Annotated in this window: 21 protein-coding genes and 1 tRNA gene; 12 read left to right on the top strand and 10 right to left on the bottom strand. The window is 42.2% G+C overall.

The features are described 5' to 3' along the window. Positions 1-63: 63 nt before the first annotated feature. Positions 64-807 (bottom strand): hypothetical protein, encoded by a 744-nt coding sequence (locus EAE92_RS16175; protein ID WP_214068820.1) that lies wholly within the window; start codon positions 805-807, stop codon positions 64-66. Then, the gene (locus EAE92_RS16170; RefSeq protein WP_214068819.1) at positions 804-2,726 is read right to left on the bottom strand and encodes a lipase family protein; all 1,923 of its coding nucleotides are present in this window, start codon (positions 2,724-2,726) and stop codon (positions 804-806) included. Before EAE92_RS16170 ends, EAE92_RS16175 begins: the two co-directional genes overlap by 4 nt. A gap of 1,105 nt (positions 2,727-3,831) precedes the next feature. Here EAE92_RS16170 and EAE92_RS16165 point away from each other — a divergent pair. From EAE92_RS16165 to EAE92_RS16155, 3 genes are all read left to right on the top strand, one after another. After that, a complete protein-coding gene (locus tag EAE92_RS16165) occupies positions 3,832-6,579 on the top strand; it encodes an RHS repeat protein (protein WP_214068818.1) in 2,748 nt (915 codons plus the stop codon). Between the two features lie 504 nt (positions 6,580-7,083). Then, positions 7,084-7,380, top strand: coding sequence for a type II toxin-antitoxin system TacA family antitoxin (locus EAE92_RS16160; RefSeq protein WP_036808074.1), 297 nt, complete (start codon positions 7,084-7,086; stop codon positions 7,378-7,380). Continuing rightward, on the top strand, positions 7,358-7,870 hold the full coding sequence (locus EAE92_RS16155) for a GNAT family N-acetyltransferase (protein WP_036808078.1): 513 nt from the start codon (positions 7,358-7,360) through the stop codon (positions 7,868-7,870). The genes EAE92_RS16160 and EAE92_RS16155 overlap by 23 nt, the downstream gene beginning before the upstream one ends. A 67-nt stretch (positions 7,871-7,937) precedes the next feature. On the opposite strand, the gene fbaA is transcribed toward EAE92_RS16155, so the two are convergent. The 3 genes from fbaA to epd form a co-directional block, all read right to left on the bottom strand. Further along, complete coding sequence (gene fbaA, locus EAE92_RS16150; RefSeq protein ID WP_036808081.1) at positions 7,938-9,014, bottom strand: class II fructose-bisphosphate aldolase; 1,077 nt, start codon at positions 9,012-9,014, stop codon at positions 7,938-7,940. 62 nt (positions 9,015-9,076) lie between these two features. Further along, positions 9,077-10,240: a phosphoglycerate kinase gene (pgk, locus tag EAE92_RS16145; RefSeq protein WP_214068817.1), complete on the bottom strand. Its 1,164-nt coding sequence runs from the start codon at positions 10,238-10,240 to the stop codon at positions 9,077-9,079. Between the two features lie 81 nt (positions 10,241-10,321). Then, a complete protein-coding gene (epd, locus tag EAE92_RS16140; RefSeq protein ID WP_040153422.1) occupies positions 10,322-11,341 on the bottom strand; it encodes an erythrose-4-phosphate dehydrogenase in 1,020 nt (339 codons plus the stop codon). A 387-nt stretch (positions 11,342-11,728) separates the two neighbouring features. On the opposite strand from epd, the gene EAE92_RS16135 reads away from it, so the two are divergent. Then, on the top strand, positions 11,729-12,250 hold the full coding sequence (locus tag EAE92_RS16135) for a MarR family winged helix-turn-helix transcriptional regulator (RefSeq protein WP_214068816.1): 522 nt from the start codon (positions 11,729-11,731) through the stop codon (positions 12,248-12,250). Between the two features lie 157 nt (positions 12,251-12,407). Then, positions 12,408-12,779 carry an antibiotic biosynthesis monooxygenase family protein gene (locus EAE92_RS16130; RefSeq protein WP_036780450.1) on the top strand — a complete coding sequence of 124 codons (372 nt, stop codon included), beginning with the start codon at positions 12,408-12,410 and terminating at the stop codon, positions 12,777-12,779. Between the two features lie 105 nt (positions 12,780-12,884). On the opposite strand, the gene tkt is transcribed toward EAE92_RS16130, so the two are convergent. Further along, the gene (tkt, locus tag EAE92_RS16125; protein ID WP_214068815.1) at positions 12,885-14,879 is read right to left on the bottom strand and encodes a transketolase; all 1,995 of its coding nucleotides are present in this window, start codon (positions 14,877-14,879) and stop codon (positions 12,885-12,887) included. Positions 14,880-15,521: 642 nt separating this feature from the next. On the opposite strand from tkt, the gene EAE92_RS16120 reads away from it, so the two are divergent. From EAE92_RS16120 to EAE92_RS16105, 4 genes are all read left to right on the top strand, one after another. Continuing rightward, entirely contained in the window at positions 15,522-16,211 is a 690-nt protein-coding gene (locus EAE92_RS16120; RefSeq protein WP_214068814.1) for a PAS domain-containing protein, read from the top strand. A 60-nt stretch (positions 16,212-16,271) separates the two neighbouring features. Beyond that, positions 16,272-16,955 carry a helix-turn-helix transcriptional regulator gene (locus EAE92_RS16115; RefSeq protein WP_339959391.1) on the top strand — a complete coding sequence of 228 codons (684 nt, stop codon included), beginning with the start codon at positions 16,272-16,274 and terminating at the stop codon, positions 16,953-16,955. A gap of 17 nt (positions 16,956-16,972) precedes the next feature. Then, positions 16,973-17,641, top strand: a complete 669-nt coding sequence (locus tag EAE92_RS16110) for a helix-turn-helix transcriptional regulator (RefSeq protein WP_214068813.1) — start codon at positions 16,973-16,975, stop codon at positions 17,639-17,641. A 506-nt stretch (positions 17,642-18,147) separates the two neighbouring features. Continuing rightward, entirely contained in the window at positions 18,148-18,414 is a 267-nt protein-coding gene (locus EAE92_RS16105) for a helix-turn-helix domain-containing protein (protein ID WP_214068812.1), read from the top strand. Positions 18,415-18,556: 142 nt separating this feature from the next. Here the strand turns inward: EAE92_RS16105 and EAE92_RS16100 are convergent. Both EAE92_RS16100 and dnaQ read right to left on the bottom strand, forming a co-directional pair. After that, positions 18,557-18,633 (bottom strand) — tRNA-Asp (locus tag EAE92_RS16100). A 129-nt stretch (positions 18,634-18,762) separates the two neighbouring features. Next, complete coding sequence (gene dnaQ / locus EAE92_RS16095; RefSeq protein ID WP_214068811.1) at positions 18,763-19,509, bottom strand: DNA polymerase III subunit epsilon; 747 nt, start codon at positions 19,507-19,509, stop codon at positions 18,763-18,765. Between the two features lie 57 nt (positions 19,510-19,566). Between dnaQ and rnhA the strand changes: the two genes are divergently transcribed. Then, the gene (gene rnhA, locus EAE92_RS16090) at positions 19,567-20,037 is read left to right on the top strand and encodes a ribonuclease HI (protein WP_214068837.1); all 471 of its coding nucleotides are present in this window, start codon (positions 19,567-19,569) and stop codon (positions 20,035-20,037) included. Here the strand turns inward: rnhA and EAE92_RS16085 are convergent. Next, entirely contained in the window at positions 20,034-20,750 is a 717-nt protein-coding gene (locus tag EAE92_RS16085) for a methyltransferase domain-containing protein (RefSeq protein ID WP_214068810.1), read from the bottom strand. The genes rnhA and EAE92_RS16085 overlap by 4 nt on opposite strands. Before the next feature lie 42 nt (positions 20,751-20,792). Here EAE92_RS16085 and gloB point away from each other — a divergent pair, with 42 nt between their 5' ends. Both gloB and mltD read left to right on the top strand, forming a co-directional pair. Beyond that, positions 20,793-21,545, top strand: coding sequence for a hydroxyacylglutathione hydrolase (gene gloB / locus EAE92_RS16080; protein ID WP_214068809.1), 753 nt, complete (start codon positions 20,793-20,795; stop codon positions 21,543-21,545). A 71-nt stretch (positions 21,546-21,616) separates the two neighbouring features. Continuing rightward, complete coding sequence (gene mltD, locus EAE92_RS16075) at positions 21,617-22,981, top strand: murein transglycosylase D (protein ID WP_214068808.1); 1,365 nt, start codon at positions 21,617-21,619, stop codon at positions 22,979-22,981. Positions 22,982-23,258: 277 nt separating this feature from the next. On the opposite strand, the gene EAE92_RS16070 is transcribed toward mltD, so the two are convergent. Next, a partial coding sequence (locus tag EAE92_RS16070; protein ID WP_214066812.1) for a transposase occupies positions 23,259-23,498 on the bottom strand: 240 nt, incomplete at its 5' end.

The following is a 23,498-nucleotide window of genomic DNA, read 5'->3' as shown; positions in this document are numbered from 1 at the left end:
CAGTTCCCCTTGTCCTTCCTACTGGCCCACGGTCAATGGTTTTTACTGGAAACTCTGTTAGCACTACTTTATCTTCCAGTAGTCTATCGTTTGGCGATGGAGGTCAATTCGCCCGTCAGGATATTCAACCCATTCTCCCCTTCCGTTAGTGATAGTAATTTTCGGCATCTTAGTTTCATCCAGTTTAGGCTTATAGATAATTTTCCATTCAGCATCCGGCGTTAACCTGAATCGAAAGGGATACATACTAACTTGACCCTGTAAAAATATTCTTTTTGGGCTCCCCTCAGCCATTTCCAAAACAGGGTAAATAATTGGGCTGAAATCAATGGTATTCAATGCCGCAATTTCGCTAATGTTTGTCTGAACAGCATCGTTAATAAATGCGGTTAAACCTGTTCCCGTATACGGCACGGCATCTTTCACCAGATGTCGGACATCGGTATACCCCACTGCCACAGAAGCTTGATTGATTTTCCATTTACACCATCCTCCACCATTGAAAGGCAATTTCGCCTGAAAGTAACCAGTTTGGGGATCTGACTTCACATCCAGACGTAATTTATAATAAGTCGGCACTTGATAAGGCGACATACCTGCATCAAACTGATATCTAAGACAGTCTTTTGAGATATACTGCGCGGACACATACGGTTTTGTATATTTCGGCGCGACACCTTCCACCGTAATCAACTGTTTCTTCTCGTCAGGTGAAAAAGGAAAAAGCCGGTCAAAAAAGGCGTCCCCAAACGCCCAGTAAATAAAATAGAGAAATAATAAGGGCAGCGTTATCTTCAATATTTTCATACAGACAGTTCCTGTTTATCACAGTAATGCTGTAAGGCCAGTTCCCCTTGTTCTTCCTGCTGGCTGACCGTCAGTGATTTTATTAACTGCTTATCCATATCCAGAAAATAGAGATTTCGGTAGTAAACATTGTCAGGGATAAGCATCTTATAACTGTCCATTTTCGCCTTAAATTGACGCTGACTATCCTGATAGACTGTAACCTTATCCGGCTCACATAACTCTCTGAGGCGCTTGTCAATATAACCCGCATATTTATACGAGCTATGGTTAGAGAAACCGAATCCGCCTTTCAAATCAGCACTTCTGTTTTCAACAAACAATTTGTCTTTTTCTTGTTGACTGAGCTGATTAAACAACGCATTTTGCCGCTCCCCAGCCAGCGAAAAATCCTTTTCTGTTTCCTGATTTAACTCAGGAATTAAGTAGAGCTTTGTGGTGTTATCCAATATTTTTTCAGCAACACCCGTTATAAGAGAGGCATTCCGGGCGGAAATCAGCCATTCCGGGCAACTGTTGGCTTGAAAAAAATGAACAACTTTACCATGATGCAGATAAATTTCTTTACTGGCTGTCGCCTGTTTAATTGCCTGAATAATCGGTGACGGCGACAACAACTTCATAACCGCCCAGTCGTACCCCGCCGGCGCCCAATAATTGAAAAAAACATTATCCATATCTTGTTCAAATGGCACAGCAGGGATGACATCATCTTCATTAACATGGCGATAGTGGATAATAGAAGACAATTCCTCTACCGCACTACGAGTGAGTGTTCGTGGCATTCCATAACTGTAGAGACAAGGATTGTGTTCTTTCAGTTGTGCGCTGTGCAATAATGCCAGCGCGCCTCCCAGACTATGGCCGCAAATAAATAATCGTTTGTTTATAACCAAACTGATGATATCTCGAAACACTGTTATAGTTTCAGTGTCATCACTGGGAACGATTAACCTCCCCCCCAGATTAAATGCCTCCCAAAACCCTTTATGCACTTTACCATGATGAATAAACTCGCTGCACAATGCTTTGTCATCATTACAACTTAAAGCCAATGGCTGGAACGTGGCATCAGTCAGGTAATTATCCAGGCTAACGGTTCCCCGCCAACTAACAATCACATCTTTCTCACTGGCGGCATAAAACAATTTAGTATCACCCTGTTTGTTGTTCCCTGCTTGTGAATCAATAAACTCCACCCGGGCATAACGTTTACTAAACGGCACATCGTAAACGACAGGTGTTGCCGACAATGCTTCCACTTTATAGGGTAACTTTGAAACATCGACCATTTGCCGATTAAAAAAGTGAAGTACAGAACCTTCAACATCGACATCCCCGCCAGCATAGGCCAGCACGCTCATCAAACACTGATTATAAGCATTCACAATGGAATACTCTTTTTGATGATGTAGCAGCAGAACCCAAGCCCGGAATGGACATACCTCCAGAACATGCCGACAGTTGAGCGGACGGGAATAAAGCCCTTTGGGTTCTGGATCTGGGAAATGATAGGGAGGTGGAATTTTTTTGGGATCATTCCAATCATCTAACGCTGGCAACCCATCACTGATCTGCCCGATAGTCACATAGCGATATTGATGGCCTTCGGCTTCTGCTTTCGGCTTCACCACTGAAAATTCTTCTCCCCGTTTTTCCCGCAACGGGCGCTGTTCCATCTCATCGGCCAACGATTGGGCATGGATATACAATGTCACCGGATGAGCTGACAGGTCTTCTTCCCTGAGCACCCCGAAACCATCCGTCTTTCCTTTGCGCACATAATTCGGTAGCCCCTTGCTTATCAGGCTATAAGGCATATTAACCAAGGGTTTCCCCTGTTCATCCACCAATTGAAATTCCACCCAGTGTTTCAACAGCCTACAATCGAAACATTCTCGCGGATCTAATGTACTCATCAGTGTTGTTTCCTTTGCTTATTATTACAGATAGGCACGCAGCCCAAACATCATGTGGTGAAAATTCCACAAGATTTCCCCGCCCGGCTATCAATCACTTTCATCAGCATCAATATCCTGTCAGGAATAGCCGTGATTGATTGCGTCACTAAGGAAACAAGATAGTAAAAATCCTATTACCACAGATAAGAAACACCGCTTATGCCGTGAGTAATAGCAAGCTGAACGACAGGAAGACGAAATGTATCCCTATCGATTAATCCCTTTGAATAAGGGAACAGGAGTTGGAAGGTCCTTCATATTGTCCATATGACAGAACTCAAGTTATGATTATTAAATCATCACCAAATAGCAAGAAAAAATTTCCACTTTTTTCATTTACAAAAAGTAAACTTTGTAACAAAGTGTTACAAATTCAATAATGATTAAGTTATTGTAAATATAATGGCGGATGCAATGACAAAAATAACTCATCCCCAAAATAGCAGTCTACGATGTATGAAACCATTTGGCCTTTACTGATTTTCCACTCAATGATCATGACTCTAAACATTCAACATATTAATTTTTAATTAAAAATACCTTTATTACCATTTATCAAGCGACCAATAACATCATCTATTTGAAGGATTAGCCTCATCTGTGTTACATCACAGCCCGTTAGGTGTCTTATACCCAACAGGTGCAGAACCATGATAGAAGCGGTATGTTCTTATTATCATCTCCTGACTTCGCTGTATCGAATGTAGAACTCATAATATCCTCTGTTTTTAAGGTATTGTTTTTAAAGTATTGTTTTTAAGGTATTGTGACTATCGCGGTTTAATAAATTTCTTTTATATTTAACTATGATATACAAGTGATTCGTTATTAAGCATCATCGATATATCAAATCTGCCAACCACTTGTTTTCCTGATGGTTGATCAATCACACCCACTATCTGAAACTTTAATTTCCATTTATACAATCTCAAAAATTACCAAAGCGTTTGCATTAATAACATCACGATAAATCGCTTTCCTTGCCTGTTTAGTGATAAGGTCTTTTGGTTGTTGCCATAACTTAAATTTTCTTAACGATTAACACCATCTAAGGAGTTAAAATATGAGCAGTTACAATTCTGCAATTGACCAAAAGACCCCCTCAATTAGGGTATTAGATAACAGGAAATTAAATGTACGCACGTTGGAATATTTACGTACTCAAGTTGATGAAAACAGTGATGAATTAATTACGCTCTATGAGTTCAATATTCCGGGATTTCAGGTAAAAAGTACCGATCCTCGTAAAAATAAAAACCAAAGCGGTCCGAACTTGATTCGCGTCTTTAATCTTGCCGGTCAGGTTTTACGTGAAGAAAGTGTTGATGCCGGTCGGACTATTACCCTCAATGATATTGAAGGTCGCCCAGTGTTGATCATCAATGCAACCGGTGTCCGCCAAAACCATCGTTATGAAGATAACACCCTTCCCGGTCGTCTGCTTATTATCACCGAACAAGTACAGGCAGAAGAGCAAACAACCGAGCGTCTTATCTGGGCCGGTAATACGCCGCAAGAAAAAGATTACAACCTTGCCGGTCAGTGTGTCCGTCATTACGATACCGCAGGACTCACTCAACTCAACAGCCTTTCTCTGGCTGGCGTCGTACTATCACAATCTCAGCAACTACTCGTCGATGATCAAAATGCTGACTGGACAGGTGAAGACCAAAGCCTCTGGCAGCAAAAACTGAGCAGTGATGTCTATACCACCCAAAATAAAGCCGATGCCACCGGGGCTTTATTGACCCAGACCGATGCCAAAGGCAACACCCAGCGTCTGGCCTACGACGTGGCTGGGCAGCTAAAAGGCTGTTGGTTGACGCTCAAAGGTCAGGCCGAACAAGCGATTATCAAATCGCTGACCTACTCCGCCGCCGGACAAAAATTACGCGAAGAGCACGGTAACGGCGTTATCACTGAATACAGCTATGAACCAGAAACCCAACGGCTGATCGGCATTACCACCCGCCGTCCGTCAGACGCCAAAGTGTTGCAAGACTTACGCTATCAATATGATCCGGTAGGCAATGTCATCAATATCCGTAACGATGCGGAAGCCACCCGCTTTTGGCGCAATCAGAAAGTGGTCCCGGAGAATAACTATACCTACGATTCCCTGTATCAGCTTATCAGTGCCGCCGGGCGGGAAATGGCTAATATAGGTCAGCAAAATAACCAACTACCCTCCCCTGCACTACCTTCTGACAGCAATACTTACACTAACTATACTCGCAGCTACAGCTATGATCACAGCGGTAATCTGACGCAAATTCGGCACAGCTCGCCAGCTACCCAGAACAACTACACCGTGGCTATCACCCTTTCAAACCGCAGCAATCGAGGTGTTCTCAGTACGCTGACCACCGATCCAAATCAAGTGGATACGTTGTTTGATGCCGGTGGTCGTCAAACCAGTTTATTACCCGGACAGACGCTTATCTGGACACCACGAGGAGAGTTGAAGCAGGTGAATAATGGCCCGGGAAATGAGTGGTACCGCTACGACAGCAACGGAATGAGACAACTGAAAGTGAGTGAACAACCAACCCAGAATACTACGCAGCAACAGCGGGTAATCTATTTGCCGGGGCTGGAGCTACGCACAACCCAGAACAGCACCACAACAACGGAAGAGTTACACGTTATCACACTCGGTGAAGCGGGCCGCGCACAGATACGAATGTTGCACTGGGAAAGCGGTAAACCAGAAGGCATCAACAACAATCAACTACGTTACAGCTACGATAATCTGATCGGCTCCAGCCAACTTGAACTGGACAACCAAGGACAAATTATCAGCGAGGAAGAGTATTATCCATTTGGCGGGACAGCGCTGTGGGCAGCAAACAGCCAAACAGAAGCCAGCTATAAAACGATTCGCTATTCCGGCAAAGAACGAGATGCCACCGGGCTGTATTATTACGGTTATCGTTATTACCAACCGTGGGCGGGCAAATGGTTAAGCGCGGACCCGGCAGGAACCATTGATGGGCTGAATCTATACCGAATGGTAAGAAATAATCCTGTGAGTTTACAGGATGAAAATGGATTAGCGCCAGAAAAAGGAAAATATACCAAAGAGGTCAATTTCCTTGATGAATTAAAATTTAAATTGGCCGCTAAAAATTCACATGTTGTTAAATGGAACGAGAAAGAGAGCAGTTATACAAAGAATAAATCATTAAAAGTGGTTCGTGTCGGTGATTCCGATCCATCGGGTTATTTGTTAAGCCATGAAGAACTTCTAAAAGGTATAGAAAAAAGCCAAATAATATATAGCCGGCTTGAAGAAAATAGCGCCCTTTCAGAAAAATCGAAGACCAATCTTTCTTTAGGATCTGAAATATCCGGTTATATGGCAAGAACCATACAAGATACGATATCAGAATATGCCGAAGAGCATAGATATAGAAGCAATCACCCTGATTTTTATTCAGAAACCGATTTCTTTGCGTTAATGGATAAAAGTGAAAAAAATGATTATTCCGGTGAAAGAAAAATTTATGCGGCAATGGAGGTTAAGGTTTATCATGATTTAAAAAATAAACAATCAGAATTACATGTCAACTATGCATTGGCCCATCCCTATACGCAATTGAGTAATGAAGAAAGAACGCTGCTGCAAGCAACAGAACCGGATGTTGCAATCAATAGAGAATACAATTTCAAAGGCGTTGGCAAATTCCTGACAATGAAAGCAATTAAAAAATCATTGAAAGGACATAAAATTAATAGGATATCAACAGAGGCTATTAATATTCGCTCTGCGGCTATCGCTGAGAATTTAGGAATGCGGAGAACTTCATAAATTTGGTCACATACCCTATGGATTTCAAGATGCATCGCGACGGCAAGGGAGTGAATCCCCAGGAGCATAGCAAACTCTGTTACCGGGGTGAGCGAGTGCAGCCAACAAAGAGGCAACTTGAAAGATGACGGGTATAGAACTTTAAATAGAAACTAACTGTACTAGCTCAGACTAGAGCTAGTACAACTCAGGTGACTGCTTCCCGCCGTAAAGAGGGTTTACGGCGGTTTTTGCTAACAACTCTGCATACTCGGATTCACTTGCGTCCGAATTTTGATGATTTTTGTTCTATCTGACTATGGCTTGTTTAGTCTCACAACATGGTGTCATTTTGGCACATCCATTGAATTTTGTTAAAAACAATGTTAGACTAACCAATGAAACAAACTTAGCGTTTCACCAAATAATATGTTCCGCTAGCTCCAAATAAATAATGTAAACGAGTAGTGGATATCTATAGTGAACTAAAGAACTAATAACCGCAATGCGGTAGGAGTAAGGCTTATGGCCACATTAGCAAATGAAAGAATCACCACAAGGGTGAGTTCAGAGATCAAGGAGTTACTTGAAAGAGCGTTATCACTATCAGGGTATGCCAGTTTGAATAGCTTTATTGCCAATGCTGCTGTAGCAGAGGCAAAAAGACTCATTGAACAAAATATGCGTATTCAATTGTGTCAAGAAGATGCATTGGCGTTTGTTCATGCATTGGAAAAACCAATCAAGGTAAACGAACGTTTCCTTCGTGCTGCTCGTAGACATAAAGAAACAATAAAAAATGAAGATAGAACGTCTAGATAAAAACAAACACGATAGAAATAATTTTAACTGTGGTGAACCCGCACTAAACAACTACTTGAAGGCAGTATCGGGACAACATGATAAAAAGGACTTATCAAGAACATTCGTCCTTACAAGTAGTCAAAATGGATCTCAAATAAAGGGATACTATTCCCTAGCACTATGCACGGTAGAGCTAGACGAACTACCAGAGAAAATATCGAAAAAGTACCCTTCTACACTACATTGCGCACTTATTGGTCGCCTAGCTATAAGTAAGTCATTTCAACGCCAAGGGTTTGGTGAAATCTTGCTTATAGATGCAATTCGAAAAGCTATAGAGTCGTCACAATCTATTCCTACCCCGATGATTATCGTCGATGCAAAGAACGACATAGCCAAAAAACTGTATATGAACGTAGGGTTTGAGGAGTTTCCTCAGACAAAGAGCAAACTGTTCATGTCTATGGCTGTTGCAATGGAAATGATAAAAAGAGTAGATGCGATGTAACATCTCATTTACTGAATGCGGCTAACGTTCCCTCTGCATGAAAATTCAGAGGGAACTCTTTCACCAATTACAACACATCAATCGCGTTCAATTCTTTGAACGCTTGTTCCAGACGGGCAATCATAGAAACCTGACCGGCACGCAGCCATACCCGTGGATCGTAGAATTTCTTATTAGGTTTATCCGCGCCTTCTGGATTGCCTAACTGGCCTTGCAGATAGCCTTCGTTCTTTTTGTAATAATTCAGGATACCTTCCCAAGTCGCCCATTGGGTGTCAGTATCGATATTCATTTTAACAACGCCATAGCTGACTGCTTCTTTGATCTCTTCCGCGGTAGAACCAGAACCGCCGTGGAAAACAAAATCCAGGCTGTTATGCGGCAGATTGAATTTCTCAGAAACATAGTCTTGAGAGTTACGCAAAATTTTTGGCGTCAGTTTAACGTTACCCGGCTTATAAACACCATGAACATTACCGAAAGAGGCAGCAATAGTGAAACGTGGGCTGATAGCATTCAGTTTCTCATAAGCATAAGCCACATCTTCCGGTTGCGTGTACAACGCGGAGCTATCCATATGGCTGTTATCAACGCCATCCTCTTCCCCACCAGTACAGCCCAACTCGATTTCCAGCGTCATATCGATTTTCGCCATGCGAGCCAAATATTTGCCGCAAATCTCAATATTCTCTTCCAGAGACTCTTCTGACAGATCGATCATATGAGAAGAGAATAACGGTTTACCCGTCGCTGCGTAATGTTTTTCACCCGCGTCTAACAAGCCATCAATCCACGGCAGCAATTTACGCGCGCAGTGGTCAGTATGCAGGATCACAGGAACACCATAATGTTCAGCCATCTGATGAACATGGCGAGCACCAGAAATTGAACCCAGAATAGCCGCTTGTTGACCTTCAACTTTCAAACCTTTACCGGCAATAAAAGCAGCGCCGCCGTTAGAGAACTGAATGATCACAGGAGAACGAACTTTGGCAGCGGTTTCCAGTACGGCATTGATTGAATCAGTACCTACACAGTTGACCGCCGGTAAAGCAAAGTTGTTTTCTTTGGCTATAGCGAACACTTTTTGAACATCATCACCAGTGATGACACCCGGTTTTACGAAATCAAAAATTTTAGACATGTTACGTGGGTCCTGTTTAGAGCGGGTAGCTAGCCAATCAGCCGCTACCCGTCATGACTTAATTACTGTTTTGCACGTTCTTCCAACATCACAACCGCAGGCAGTTTTTTCCCTTCCACGAACTCGAGGAAAGCGCCACCACCCGTAGAGATATAAGAAATTTTGTCAGCAATACCGAACAGGTCGATCGCTGCCAGCGTATCGCCGCCGCCGGCGATAGAGAAAGCATCACTATCAGCAATGGCGCGTGCGACAATTTCAGTCCCTTGACGGAAATTAGGGAATTCAAATACACCAACCGGGCCATTCCATAGGATCGTTTTGGCGTTTTTCAGGATATCTGCCAGCCGTTGAGCGGATTCATCTCCCAAATCGAGGATCTGCTCATCATCTTTAATATCATTGGTGGATTTCAAGGTTGCTTCGGCCGCTTCAGAGAATTCTGTCGCCACACGAACATCGGTTGGCACCGGAATATCACAACTTATCAGCAATTTTTTCGCTTCCGGGATCAAATCATCTTCATAGAGAGAACGGCCAACATTGTGGCCTTCCGCGGCAACAAACGTATTCGCGATACCACCGCCAACAATCAATTGGTCGGCAATTTTAGACAGCGTATCCAGCACGGTCAGCTTAGTTGAAACTTTAGAACCACCAACGATAGCCACCATTGGACGAGCCGGATTATCCAACGCTTTACCTAATGCTTCTAATTCCCCGAATAATAAAGGACCGGCACAAGCAACGGGAGCAAACTTAGCCACGCCGTGAGTCGAAGCCTGGGCACGATGAGCGGTACCGAATGCATCCATGACATAAATATCACACAGGGAAGCATATTTTTTAGCCAAAGTTTCGTCGTCTTTCTTCTCACCTTTATTAAAGCGAACGTTCTCCAGCACGACCAGCTCACCTTCTGATACTTCCACGCCTTCCAGATACTCTTTTTCCAGTCGAACGGAGGAGGATAACTTCTCTTTTAGATAGTCTACTACTGGTTTCAGCGAGAATTCTTCGTTGTATTCGCCTTCAATCGGGCGGCCAAGGTGAGAAGTGATCATGACCTTGGCGCCCTGTTTCAATGCTGCTTCGATGGTTGGCAAGGAGGCACGGATACGCGCATCAGAGGTGACTTTGCCATCTTTTACCGGAACGTTCAGGTCAGCGCGGATTAAAACTCGCTTACCCGCCAGATCTAAATCGGTCATCTTAATTACAGACATGGTGAATCCTCTTATTGATTCTCTAAATTATTTAATCTTGCGCCGTGTGCAAATCTATTATGGCCGTCTATCAACAACAGATCATTTGAAACCCGTAGCAGCCATTGCTAACGTTGTATCTAACATTCGGTTAGCAAATCCCCACTCATTATCACACCAAACTAATGTCTTAATCAGGTGTTGCCCACTAACCCGCGTTTGTGTGCCATCAACAATCGCGCTGTGGGGATCGTGGTTAAAATCCGTTGAGACTAACGGTAATTCGGTATAATCAACTATACCACGAAATGAAGTAGCTGCTGATTTTTGCATTAATTCGTTGATTTTTTTAACAGTTACTGAAGATTTTACCGTAACGCTCAAATCGATAGCCGTAACGTTGATCGTTGGTACGCGCACGGAGATAGCTTCAAAACGGTCACAGAACTTTGGAAAAATCCGGGTTATCCCTGCGGCCAACTTGGTATCCACCGGAATGATAGATTGACTGGCTGCCCGAGTACGCCGTAAATCTTTGTGATAAGCATCAATCACCGGTTGGTCATTCATTGAGGCATGAATGGTTGTCACTGTGCCCGATTCAATCTCAAATTCATCATCCAATAATTTAATGACGGGAATAATGCAATTAGTGGTACAGGAAGCATTGGACACAATACGATCTTTTGCTGTCAATAAATGCTGATTTACACCATAGACCACCGTCGCATCTAAATCATTGCCCCCCGGATGAGCAAACAGCACTTTTTTGGCGCCACTGGCAAGATGTGCCTCGCCATCAGCTCTGCTGCCATAAATCCCACTGCAATCAAGAACAATATCAACCCCCAATTCTTGCCAGGGCAACGTCGATATATCAGGTTGATGAAACAGGCGAATATTATCATCACCAACTTGCAACAGATCATTATTCAGACGCACATCCCAGGCAAAACGACCGTGACTTGAGTCATATTTCAGCAAGTGAGCGATTCCTTCGGCATCTGCCAGCTCATTAACAGCAATAACCGCAATTTCAGCCCGGCGTCCAGATTCATAAAGAGCACGTAAAATACTGCGTCCTATTCTGCCAAAACCGTTTATTGCTACCTTGATTGTCATGTTACTCCCTGAATATAGTTATTACCACCCAACCGCTTAGAATAACCGACTAAATCACTGATGTACTGATTGCTTATCACAAAACTGTCAAAACCGTGCATAGAAAACCGCTTCAGACAACAAAATGAAACGATTCAGCTATAAATAACGAGATTAAGGGAAAAGGAGATTGATAGCAAGCAATAGTAAAAAGTGGTCAACCTTCGAATTAAAGACTGTTGCTCATATTCACCGGCCCCAAGCAAGCAGAAAGAAACAATCCCACCGTTATTTACTCACAACTGCGACATGGATCATCAATACCATTCGTTGAAATATTGACATTCAATCTCAATAAATGGAAACTGGTTGTCGTTTTTTGAGGAGCTAAGGAAAAGGAAGTAAATCGTGTCAACCGAGGAAACTTCGGCGTTTGAGGTATTCACTGAGATCACATTGGCGGTATTTCGGCTCAATGCCCTACTGCTATCCAAAGGGGATCAGCTCGTTGCTCCGTTGGGAATCACGAGTGCGAGATGGCAAGTACTCGGTGCGATTGCGCATGCGCCACATCCACCTACCGCGCCTCAGATTGCCGCCGCAATGGGTATCACGCGCCAAGGCGTGCAAAAGCAATTGAATCTCGGGCTAAGTTCAGGGATGGTGAGAACCCTCACTAATCCTCGCCATGAACGTTCGCCACTCTATCAACTGACCGAACTTGGTTGGCGTACTTTTGATGCGGCGATATCGCTGGAAGCTGAATGGGTCGAATCACTGATGCAATCCTCTGATCCTAACGAGCTAAAAGTGACATTAAACACCTTGATCAGCTTGGAGACGGAGCTGGGAGAGTCACCGGTGCCAAATACAAGACATAGCGCTCTGGATTCGTTCGTTAATCACGATAAAGAATTACCAAACAGTTAAACGAAATACAACGTGGAAACAGCATGTAATTGGTGGAACGCATTTGTCTCTACGCTGATATATTATTGCCGTCAAAAGCCGCGTAAATCACGCGACTCGCCTCGGCAGGATAGCAATACAAGCATAAATATAAACACATAATTTTCAGGAGATAGAAATGGTCAAGCTAGAAGAAATGGACACCCACGTAACCCTGCGGGAACAATTATTTTCGAACACCGACGGCTCCATAGTGCTGGTGAACATATTTCATGTTGATCCCTCAATGGCTGACACCCTAATAGAAACTTGGAAGGAAGATGCAGAATATTTCCGGTCTAAGGTAGGTCTGATTTCCGCGCAATTACATCGCGGAATCGCTGGCAGCGGCACATTCATGAACTATGCTGTTTGGGAGAGTCTGGAGCATTTCCGCGCCGCGTTCACAGATCCTGAATTCAAGGAGAAACTCGCCAAGTATCCTGATGGGATTGTCGGTTCGCCTCACGTGTTCCAAAAAGTAGCCGTTCCCGGAATTTGCGTGGCATAAACCGAGGAAAGCCGCCACGATCCATCTTCAATAACGATATCGTGCGGAAAAAGAGCGCACCCGCTCAACGTTTATCTCAGGTGCGCTCATTCATGAAGCGACTAATTATTTCAGTAGAGCTTTAGCCTTAGCGACCACATTCTCTACAGTGAAGCCAAACGCTTTAAACAGTTGATCAGCAGGCGCTGACTCACCAAATGTATCCATACCAACGATAGCGCCATTTATACCGACATATTTAAACCAGTAATCGGCGATACCCGCTTCGATCGCAACACGTGCCGAAACCGCAGCAGGCAGCACCGCTTCTCGGTATGCGGCATCTTGCTTATCAAAAGCATCAGTAGACGGCATGGAGACTACACGCACCTGGCGACCTTCCTCAGTCAATTGATTGTAAGCACTCACCGCCAATTCAATTTCTGAACCAGTTGCGATCAGAATCAATTCTGGCTGTCCCTGACAATCTTTCAGGATGTAAGCCCCTTTCTCAATATTAGCCAACTGCTCGGCAGTACGTTCTTGCTGTGCCAGATTCTGGCGAGAGAAAATCAGCGCTGATGGACCCGCCTTACGATCAATAGCATATTTCCACGCCACCGCAGATTCAACCTGATCGCATGGACGCCATGTACTCAGATTTGGCGTCACACGCAAGCTAGCAAGCTGTTCTACCGGCTGATGAGTCGGCCCATCTTCACCCAAACCGATTGAATCATGGGTATAAACAAAGATGCTGCGAATTTTCATCAATGCCGCCATACGCACCGCGTTACGGGCATATTCAACGAACATCAGGAAAGTTGCGCCATAAGGCACAAAACCACCATGCAGAGCGATACCGTTCATAATGGCTGACATGCCAAATTCACGAACGCCGTAATGGATGTAGTTACCAGCATGATCTTCGTTCAATGGCTTAGAACCTGACCACATCGTAAGGTTACTTGGCGCCAAATCAGCAGATCCGCCCATAAATTCAGGCAACACCTTGCCAAACGCTTCCAAGGCGTTCTGGGATGCTTTACGACTGGCGATATTGGCCGGATTTTTTTGCAACTGTTCGATAAATGCTTTGGATTCAGCTTCCCAGTTTGCCGGTAATTCGCCACTGGTACGACGTTTGAATTCAGCGGCTAATTCAGGATACGCTTTTTCATAGGCAGAGAATTTTTCATTCCAGGCGGCTTGTTTCACATTGCCAGCTTCTTTTGCATCCCACTCAGCATAGATGTCCGCTGGAATCTCAAATGCCGGATAATTCCAATCCAGTGCTTCACGAGTCGCGGCGATTTCCGCATCACCCAATGGAGCGCCATGAGAATCATGGGTACCCGCTTTGGTTGGTGCGCCAAAACCAATAACTGTTTTGCACATTAACAGAGAAGGTTTATCAGTAACTTTACGTGCTTCTTCAATAGCAGCTTTAACTGAAGCTGCATTATGGCCATCAATACCGCGAATCACATGCCAGCCATAAGCTTCAAAACGGCTTGCCGTATCATCCGTAAACCAGCCTTCAACATGACCATCAATGGAAATGCCATTGTCATCATAGAAAGCAATCAATTTACCTAGCTTTAAAGTACCCGCCAGAGAGCAAACTTCATGAGAAATGCCCTCCATCATGCAACCATCACCCATAAAGGCATAAGTATTATGGTCAACGACCTCATGACCAGGACGGTTAAATTGCGCGGCCAGAGTGCGTTCAGCAATCGCAAAACCTACTGCGTTGGCAATTCCCTGCCCTAAAGGACCTGTCGTAGTTTCTACGCCTGGAGTATAACCATACTCAGGGTGGCCTGGGGTTTTAGAGTGTAACTGACGGAAATTTTTCAGATCATCAACGGAAACATCATAACCGGTGAGATGCAACAGGCTATAAATCAGCATAGAACCATGACCGTTAGATAATACAAAGCGGTCACGATCAACCCAATGTGGATCAGTTGGGTTATGATTCAAATAATCACGCCATAAAACTTCAGCGATATCAGCCATTCCCATAGGCGCGCCAGGGTGCCCTGATTTTGCTTTCTGCACAGCATCCATGCTCAGGAAGCGAATAGCATTAGCAAGGGTTTTACGAGTGGTCATTTTCTACTCCAAGTGGGATAAAAACGTTTAGGGGGATAATTTTCTCAGCACAGCGTACAAACCGCAATCTTTAAAGCCAAATACCAGGAAACTATCTTAATTTCATCTGAACGACAATTCTTTGATTTACCTTATGGCTCTATATAAATTTCAGCGTCATCAGAGTAATAAACAAACTCATTGCGCATATAAATGGGTAAATGAATTAAACACAGCTATTAGTTGCCAATCAACAGATAAAATAACCCATTAAACAGAGACATACTCTTGATTTATGGTAATTTTCAGCGACTAGATTGATTGTTTATATTGTTCCTAATTATATGCTAATGATCTCTTAATAATTTGATTTATTAATAGTGAATAGAGATAAAAGACACCACTCAAAAATCAAAATTATTTTAATATCAATAACCAAATAAATAATTCACGATAAAATAATACTTGTAGTTATATTTTCTTATATGATGAAATTTTTACCAACAATAATAAGCAATTTGATTAACAGATATAGATAAAATAAAAAAATATTATTTTTTGGCAAATTAATTATTGCAATCCATTATATGATCGGGTTATTTTAAATATAACATATAAAATAGACACGCAGATGACTACTTAATTAACAATCAGGGCATTTTCATGTCAAATATCAAAAACAGACCAAGTAATATCACTCCGCAATTAATTTACATGTGGGAAAAAAGTAATGAGCCTTGGGGCGCAAAAGATCGCCAATCAAGATTTATATATGCAAATCCTGCTTTTTACCAACTGCTCAATCTGCCAGAAGATTTCGAGATTACGGGGCTTTCAACCGGGGAACTGCCCTCGCCTATTGCGAAGTATGTAGAAGAATATTGCCGTCAAGATCAAAAGGTGATGCAAACTATGGAAACCGTTACTTCACTTGAGACTCACCTATTTGAAGAAAATAAGGTCAAGCAAATCTATCGCTGTAGTAAATACCCACTTTGTGATGAAAATGGGAACTGCATCGGCATTACTTTTCATATGTCGAAAGTTCAAAACTTTTCTATTGCTTACTATCATGAAAAAGTATCTCCAACAGCTCTGGAATTTACTCCCCCTAACGACACACTGACTCAAACTGAATGGGAAGTTCTTTTTTTAACTCTTCGCTCACTGGACGAAGAGAGTATCAGCGAAGAATTAATGATAAGTACAGAAGAGGCCATTAATCATATTCAATCAATTTATCAAAAATTTAATCTACCGCTGCATATAGAATTAGAAGATTTTTGCAAAGCCAATAAGTTTGATCTCTATATTCCAGAAAGGTTCGTCGCTATTGGCAGCCAAGTATTGTAAATCCCCATTAATTCAAATCTAAAATCCAGATATTTCTTCAATAACAATAGGAATTATATTGTGAGCTATAAAAAATTAACCGTATCGCCTCAAATTATTAATCTCATGGAAACCAGTCATGAACCCTGGGGCATAAAAGATCAAAGTTCCCGTTTTGTCTATGAAAATAAGGCAATGGCTATGTTGCGCGATCTTCCCCGCGGTTTTAATGTAGAAGGACGCCTAGACAATGATCTGCCTTGGGAAGGCGCCGCTTTTGCAGAACAATTTCAGATCCATGACAGAGCGGTAATGCAAGCGGAACAAAGAATATGCTCATTAGAAACCCATTTATATGGTAAAGAAAAATTACTTTCCTCCTATTTCTTCGAAAAGTTCCCATTTTATAATGAAGATAATCAATGTGTCGGCGTCATTTTCCATGCATGGAAAGCCGAAGCCTATTCTCTGACCCGCTTTTTTTATGGCAAGCTTCCCGGCTCTATCATGTTCCAGCCCCCTTCTGGGCTATTTACTCAACGGGAATGGGATGTCATTTTTCTATTTTTACAGAAATACACCAGTAAACAGATCGGGCGAATACTGAATATCTCTTATCGCACGGTAGAAACGCACATGTTACGTATATACAAGAAAATTGGTATTAATTCTGGTCAACAACTGGATGAATACTGCCGCCTTAATGATTTTGATCTCTATGTCCCAGAAAGATTTTTAAAACCTGGTAGTAAAATGTTTGTATAATGTGGTAAATAAAAAATATGAAAACAACGGGTAATATATCAGCACAGATAATAAATACCATAAAACATAGCCATGATCCTTGGGGCATTAAAGATAAAAGCACTTGCTTTATTTATGAAAATAAAGCAATGGCTATGCTACAAGATATTCCGCTTAATTTGAACGTCGAAGGGCGTTTTGATTGTGAATTACCCTGGGCAGGAGCAATCTTTGAAGAACAATTTCAACGACATGACAGAACAGTCATGCGTTTGGAAAAAAGTATATGCTCATTAGAAACCCATAAATTTGGCAAAGAAAAACATCTCTGTTCCTATTTCTTCGAGAAATTCCCATTTTATAATGAAGATAATGAATGTATTGGCATTATTTTTCATGGGCGGAAAGCGGAAGCGCTTTCTTTGAAAGAGTTTTTCAATGGAAAATTGCCACCCTCCGTTATGTTTTGTTCTCCCTCGGAACAATTTTCCCAACAAGAGTGGGAAATTATTTTCCTATTTCTGGCAAAACATAGCAGAAAGGAGATCAGTGAGAGACTTAATATTTCTTACCAATCGGTAAAAGATCAGATAGAAAAAACATATCAGAAACTAAAAGTGCACTCTGACTCTCAATTTGAGGAGTATTGTCGTCTCAATAATTTTAACCTTTATATACCAGAGCGATTTTTATTTCCTTATTTATAAATCTTATATTTATAAATCTCACCTTTATATCCAAGTTACTATAAAAGGCAAGAATATTATAAAAACCAAACATGAGATTATTAAACTGACTCTACCACGACTCAACCAGATGATATATGGAATAAAATCCCAGAGTCGTGGTTTGCAAAAGATAAGGAATTTCTCTGTATGTACGTATACGTAAATGTAATATTCATTACCGTCAATAAATTGTTTCAAAAATAACAAAAAAAATATTCATAAGAAACTATTAGTTATCTCAGTTATTAAACTAAGAATATTTTTCACAGATAATAATAATGATCTTTACATTAAGAAAAAACACCTGCAATATATAGGGAATATTTAGTTATAAAACAATCGATACTATTATTCAGTATTCTCTCCGATAGCCTATTCAATTAACCTTGATCGATAATCTGCACCTAATTACTACCAAACAGCAAAACATTGATAATTTATCTATTATCAATGTTTTTCTCACAATTAAAACTTGGAGATTATTTATGGGTATTCAAGACTGGCATCCGGCAGATATTATTGCGGCACTGAGAAAACAAGGAACAAATCTTTCAGCCGTTTCTCGTAAAGCTGGTTTAGCATCATCGACATTGAGTAATGCATTACATCGCCCGTGGCCAAAGGGAGAAGCATTAATCGCTACTGAATTAGGTTTACATCCATCGGATATTTGGCCATCACGCTATAGACCTGGTAAAGAAAACAAATTCTTAATAAAAGTCGCAGAAACAAGCTATGTAGAAAGCTGGTAGCATCTGTATGTCTTGTGTTAATGCAATTTCATTATCATCTATATTGTCTACCGAGAGATTACTGCATGATGTAAGTACAAACAAACAAGTTATAAGAGCAAACGAAAAAGCCCCGGGCAACTACCCAGGGCTTCGAAATATTTGGCGGTGCGGACGGGACTCGAACCCGCGACCCCCGGCGTGACAGGCCGGTATTCTAACCGACTGAACTACCGCACCGCGCAGCGTTCTGGTTGAGAACGAGGTGAATATTACGAATCCAAGATCATTCCGTCAATATCTTTTATAACAAAGTGACGAGTTTGATCAACTTTTCACCCCAAAAGGTGATTTATTCGCAATTTTATGTTAACTCTGTTCAGGACTTATACGCCATAAACAGCTCCCGCCCTTCTTCTCAACTAAATCCAATCTGGATTCGTGAGCTGCGAGTTCTTCATCCGTTGCATAAACCACTTTTAATGCCGTTTGAGACCGGGTAACACGCTGTATTTCAGCAACATTCGCACCACCAGCAATTTCCCCTTCCATTGAAAAAGCAAGAGAAGTTTGACCGCCTGTCATTATCAAATAGACATCAGCCAATATCTCGGCATCGAGCAACGCGCCATGCAAGGTTCGTTTAGAATTGTCTATATCATAACGATCACATAGCGCATCAAGGTTATTTCTTTTCCCCGGAAAGAACCCTCTCGCAAGTTGTAAGCTATCAGTAATCTTGCAGAAATCCGCAGTTGGCGGAATATCACGATCCAGCTTGCCAAACTCATAATCGATAAAGCCGATATCGAAGGGAGCGTTATGGATGATCAATTCAGCGCCGCGAATAAATTCAATAAACTCATCAGCAATATCAGCAAATAGCGGTTTATCCTGCAAAAATTCATCACTGATCCCATGCACTTCAAATGCTTCAGGATCGACCAATCTATCCGGCTGAATATAGACATGAAAATGGCGGCCGGTTAAACGACGGTTAACAACCTCCACAGCCCCAATTTCAATAATTTTGTGCCCTTCATAGTGAACACCTAATTTATTCATACCGGTAGTTTCGGTATCAAGAACAACTTGTCGTGTAATTGCCGTGCTCATAATGCCTTTTTATGTCAGACTTAGGGTTTTGAATTGAATAAGCAGAGTCTACCAGATATGAGCAAGCAGGTAGAAATTTTCACCGATGGATCTTGTCTCGGCAATCCGGGGCCTGGAGGCTACGGTGTGTTATTGCGCTATCAACAACACGAAAAAACCCTTAGCGAAGGTTTTTATCGTACAACAAACAATAGAATGGAGCTCATGGCGGCAATTATTGGCCTGGAAACGCTGACTCGCCCTTGTAAAATTATCTTAACCACCGACAGCCAATATGTGCGTCAAGGCATTACACAATGGATTCATAACTGGAAAAAACGCGGCTGGCGTAAAGCAGATAAATCTCCGGTCAGTAATGTCGACTTATGGCAACGTCTTGATCAAGCCATTAACCGCCATGACATTGATTGGCTGTGGGTCAAAGGCCACGCCGGACACGATGAAAATGAACGTTGTGATGAATTAGCCCGTGCCGCAGCAAATTCACCAACAGAAACCGATGCTGGATATCTCGAAAATAGAGATTAACTGCGCTTTCGGTAACATTTTGTTACGCCAACAGCACTGCCCAATTTAGGTTTTAATAACGTTACTCTTATCTGGTTTAGCGTTAATGGCAGTGTGCGTTTGCGGGCAATAATCAGACTGACACAACCTAATACAGACAGGCGCCGATTAACAAAACCCATTTCATTTCGCCAAGGCAATATTTGGAAACTGTCACGATACACCACTTCATAATTAAGCAAGCTCAACCAATCAAGTTGGCGCATTAGGGAGAACATCCGGCTGCAATAGGGTTGATGACGCCATAATCCCGGCACTAATTTTCCCAAACCAAGCAAACTCAATGAATTAAAACCACTGATAATAAGCCAACCATCATCAATCATCACTCGATCAACTTCCCGTAAAAGACGATGGGGATCAGCGCTGTAAGCCAACATATGACTCAGTAAACAAGCATCAACGGACTTCCCTTCAAACGGTAGATGGTAAGGATCAGTAATCACCTGCATATTCTTTCCTTCCTTACCTACATTAATCTGATTAAAAATCGGACACTCCTTGCTGTCGATTTCAGCACTCAAATTACCGACTTTCAACAAATGGAAACCAAATATTTTCGGCCACCAAGGTTGTAATTGACGTTCCAAAGCGGCACGGTAATACTCCCCCCAAGGTAAATCAGCCCAAGAAGCCGGGGGATTTATATTCTGTATTGTATGTGCAGATTTCATGGCTTCTTTTCCTTATAACCCGCTGTTAATAAGAGGTATACAATGGAGCTTATCAGCATTCCGGTCCTTTCGGATAATTACATTTGGTTACTTTGTGATGAAAACAGACATGTTGTCATCGTTGATCCGACAGAATCACAGCCTGTTCTTGATACCTTAAAATCCCACGGCTGGATACCCGATGCAATTCTACTTACCCATCATCATCACGATCATGTTGGCGGCGTCCCTGGAATTATTGATCGATTCCCTGAGCTACCAGTATACGGCCCAAAAGAAACCGAGAGCAAAGGTGCGACGATGATAGTCTGTGGCGGTGATAGCATCCATTTCGGTCATTTTTCTTTCCAGATCATCGACGTTCCCGGCCATACTCTGGGGCATATTGCTTTTTATCAAGCGCCTTACCTCTTTTGTGGGGATACTTTGTTCTCTGGTGGTTGCGGACGCCTCTTTGAAGGAACCGCTGAACAGATGTATGCATCTCTAAGTAAAATAGCTGAGTTGCCCGATGACACACTGATCTGTTGCGCCCATGAATATACCGTTTCTAATATGAAATTTGCTCATGCTGTTTTACCCAATCAGACTATCAGCGAATATCAGCAAAAAGTAACCCAAATGAGGGAAAGCAATCAACCAACAGTACCAACCACATTACAAACCGAGAAAAAAATTAATATTTTCTTAAAATGTGATGATATTGATTTACAAAGAAATATTGGAATCCCCCCCAACTCTCAACCACTTTCCGCCGTTTTCTGTCAACTAAGAAGACGAAAAGATCAATTCTGATTGAGAGAGTTGCTATATCGAGCCAAGATAAGTATTATTGGTCGTCTTTTAAGCAACCATAAAAATTAATTATGAAGACAAAAGCGATTCTGTTCGCATCTGTCTTGCTGGTTGGCTGTCAATCCGGGCCTGATTGGTCGACGACAGCCGGACAACGGGCACAGAATTCGTCTTCAACGAGTCTAAAGACAGGCAAGATAGCAGCAACTAATGATACCGATCAGCTTGCTGCCTACTGGGGAGAGGATGGTTCTGGCGCTCAGCGTGAGCTGTGGGGATACATCCGTGATGAGTTGAAGATGAAAATCCCTGATAATTACAGGGTTCGTGAACAACGAAATTATTACCTGAAAAACAAGAGCTATCTCCACGATGTAACTTTACGGGCTGAACCGTATATGTACTGGATAGTCAGGCAGATCAAGCAACGCGATATGCCAATGGAACTGGTACTGGTACCCATAGTGGAGAGTGCTTTTAACCCGCATGCCACCTCACGCGCCAAGGCCGCGGGTCTGTGGCAGATTGTCCCGGACACGGGCCGCAATTACGGTCTTACTCAGGATAAATGGTACGACGCACGCCGGGACGTCGCCGCATCAACAACTGCCGCCCTGAATCTGTTACAACGCCTGAATAAAATGTTCAACGGCGACTGGTTATTGACTATTGCTGCTTATAACAGCGGCGAAGGCCGTGTTATGCGCGCAATCAAAGAAAACCAGCTAAAAGGTCAGCCAACGGATTTCTGGTCATTACCGCTACCACGGGAGACTACGCTCTATGTGCCTAAAGTTTTGGCGCTCAGTGATGTCATCCGTAACAGCGATAAATATGGCATTACGCTGCCAAAATCCAATAATCAACGGGCGCTCGCTCAAGTTGATGTTGGTCAACAAATCACGCTGTCTCAGGCCGCGGAACTGGCTGGCATGTCCCTGACATCGATTAAAGCCTATAACCCCGGATATAAGCGAGGAGTAACATCGCCTAACGGTCCACATTACATCATGCTGCCAAAAGCAAAAGTTGATCAATTTAAACACTCGCTGGCAAATAAAACCGTTTTAAACAATATTCGCCAGGAAGTTGCTAACAACAACCGCCGATTGAGTAAACAAAGCCAATATAAAGTTCGCTCAGGTGATACATTATCCGCTATTGCAAAGCGGTTTAACGTTTCTACCCGTGAATTACAACGCATGAATAATCTGAGAACCGCCAGATTATTAAAAATTGGGCAAGTATTAAGGGTAAATAATGACAACGCCATTATTTACCGTGTACGCCAAGGCGATTCAATCGCCAGTATTGCTAAACGTCACGGTATCAACATTAAGGATTTAATGAACTGGAACGATGGCATAAAAACAACAGATATCAAACCAGGAATTGAGTTAACGCTCTATGTCGATGAATTTTCTGATGAAGCTTAAAATCTTTTCCAGTAGGTATTTTATCGTTGAAAGAAGATAATAGATGGCCCTCTTTTAGGGCCATTTCTTAATATTGAGTGGAATAAGCTTTAGCTTATTCTCTTCGAAATCAAACGAATTGATAAACAATGCAAGGAAATTATATAATCAATTGATAACTACAACACTCAATTATTAAAATCAGACTAATCATTAACATATTAACGTGTTAAATATGCTATTTAAGAAATCGCATTTAAATAATATAACAATATAATCAAGATAAAACATTACCTGATTACCATCGAATCTCAGCTAGCTTGAGTAAATACTCAGGTATAGGTGCTGCCCGGATACATGAATAAATAAGCTGTTCGAATGTTTTTTTAAGGTTAAAGCGCCAATTGAACCTGAAACAGAATTCGGCAAGATAACGAGGTAAATACTTTTTGCTAATCGAATGATATGTTCCGCGTATCGAATTTTTTACATTACTTATCATTGTGTTAACCCACTGAAAATAAGGAAGCTTAACACT

This window comes from Photorhabdus hainanensis, assembly GCF_018448965.1.
Classification (GTDB): Bacteria; Pseudomonadota; Gammaproteobacteria; order Enterobacterales; family Enterobacteriaceae; genus Photorhabdus; species Photorhabdus akhurstii.
The sequence above is the reverse complement of the archived record's forward strand: the minus strand, read 5'-3'. Positions and strand labels throughout refer to the sequence as shown.

Excerpts from the sequence above, each read along its gene's own strand:
- EAE92_RS16085 (WP_214068810.1), bottom strand. The coding sequence starts at position 20,750 with ATGAAATCTGCACATACAATACAGAATATAAATCCCCCGGCTTCTTGG.
- mltD (WP_214068808.1), top strand. The coding sequence starts at position 21,617 with ATGAAGACAAAAGCGATTCTGTTCGCATCTGTCTTGCTGGTTGGCTGT.
- rnhA (WP_214068837.1), top strand. The coding sequence starts at position 19,567 with ATGAGCAAGCAGGTAGAAATTTTCACCGATGGATCTTGTCTCGGCAAT.
- EAE92_RS16105 (WP_214068812.1), top strand. The coding sequence starts at position 18,148 with ATGGGTATTCAAGACTGGCATCCGGCAGATATTATTGCGGCACTGAGA.
- EAE92_RS16110 (WP_214068813.1), top strand. The coding sequence starts at position 16,973 with ATGAAAACAACGGGTAATATATCAGCACAGATAATAAATACCATAAAA.
- EAE92_RS16155 (WP_036808078.1), top strand. The coding sequence starts at position 7,358 with ATGAAGATAGAACGTCTAGATAAAAACAAACACGATAGAAATAATTTT.
- EAE92_RS16160 (WP_036808074.1), top strand. The coding sequence starts at position 7,084 with ATGGCCACATTAGCAAATGAAAGAATCACCACAAGGGTGAGTTCAGAG.
- EAE92_RS16170 (WP_214068819.1), bottom strand. The coding sequence starts at position 2,726 with ATGAGTACATTAGATCCGCGAGAATGTTTCGATTGTAGGCTGTTGAAA.
- gloB (WP_214068809.1), top strand. The coding sequence starts at position 20,793 with ATGGAGCTTATCAGCATTCCGGTCCTTTCGGATAATTACATTTGGTTA.
- dnaQ (WP_214068811.1), bottom strand. The coding sequence starts at position 19,509 with ATGAGCACGGCAATTACACGACAAGTTGTTCTTGATACCGAAACTACC.
- fbaA (WP_036808081.1), bottom strand. The coding sequence starts at position 9,014 with ATGTCTAAAATTTTTGATTTCGTAAAACCGGGTGTCATCACTGGTGAT.
- tkt (WP_214068815.1), bottom strand. The coding sequence starts at position 14,879 with ATGACCACTCGTAAAACCCTTGCTAATGCTATTCGCTTCCTGAGCATG.
- EAE92_RS16120 (WP_214068814.1), top strand. The coding sequence starts at position 15,522 with ATGTCAAATATCAAAAACAGACCAAGTAATATCACTCCGCAATTAATT.
- EAE92_RS16175 (WP_214068820.1), bottom strand. The coding sequence starts at position 807 with ATGAAAATATTGAAGATAACGCTGCCCTTATTATTTCTCTATTTTATT.
- EAE92_RS16130 (WP_036780450.1), top strand. The coding sequence starts at position 12,408 with ATGGTCAAGCTAGAAGAAATGGACACCCACGTAACCCTGCGGGAACAA.
- pgk (WP_214068817.1), bottom strand. The coding sequence starts at position 10,240 with ATGTCTGTAATTAAGATGACCGATTTAGATCTGGCGGGTAAGCGAGTT.
- EAE92_RS16165 (WP_214068818.1), top strand. The coding sequence starts at position 3,832 with ATGAGCAGTTACAATTCTGCAATTGACCAAAAGACCCCCTCAATTAGG.
- epd (WP_040153422.1), bottom strand. The coding sequence starts at position 11,341 with ATGACAATCAAGGTAGCAATAAACGGTTTTGGCAGAATAGGACGCAGT.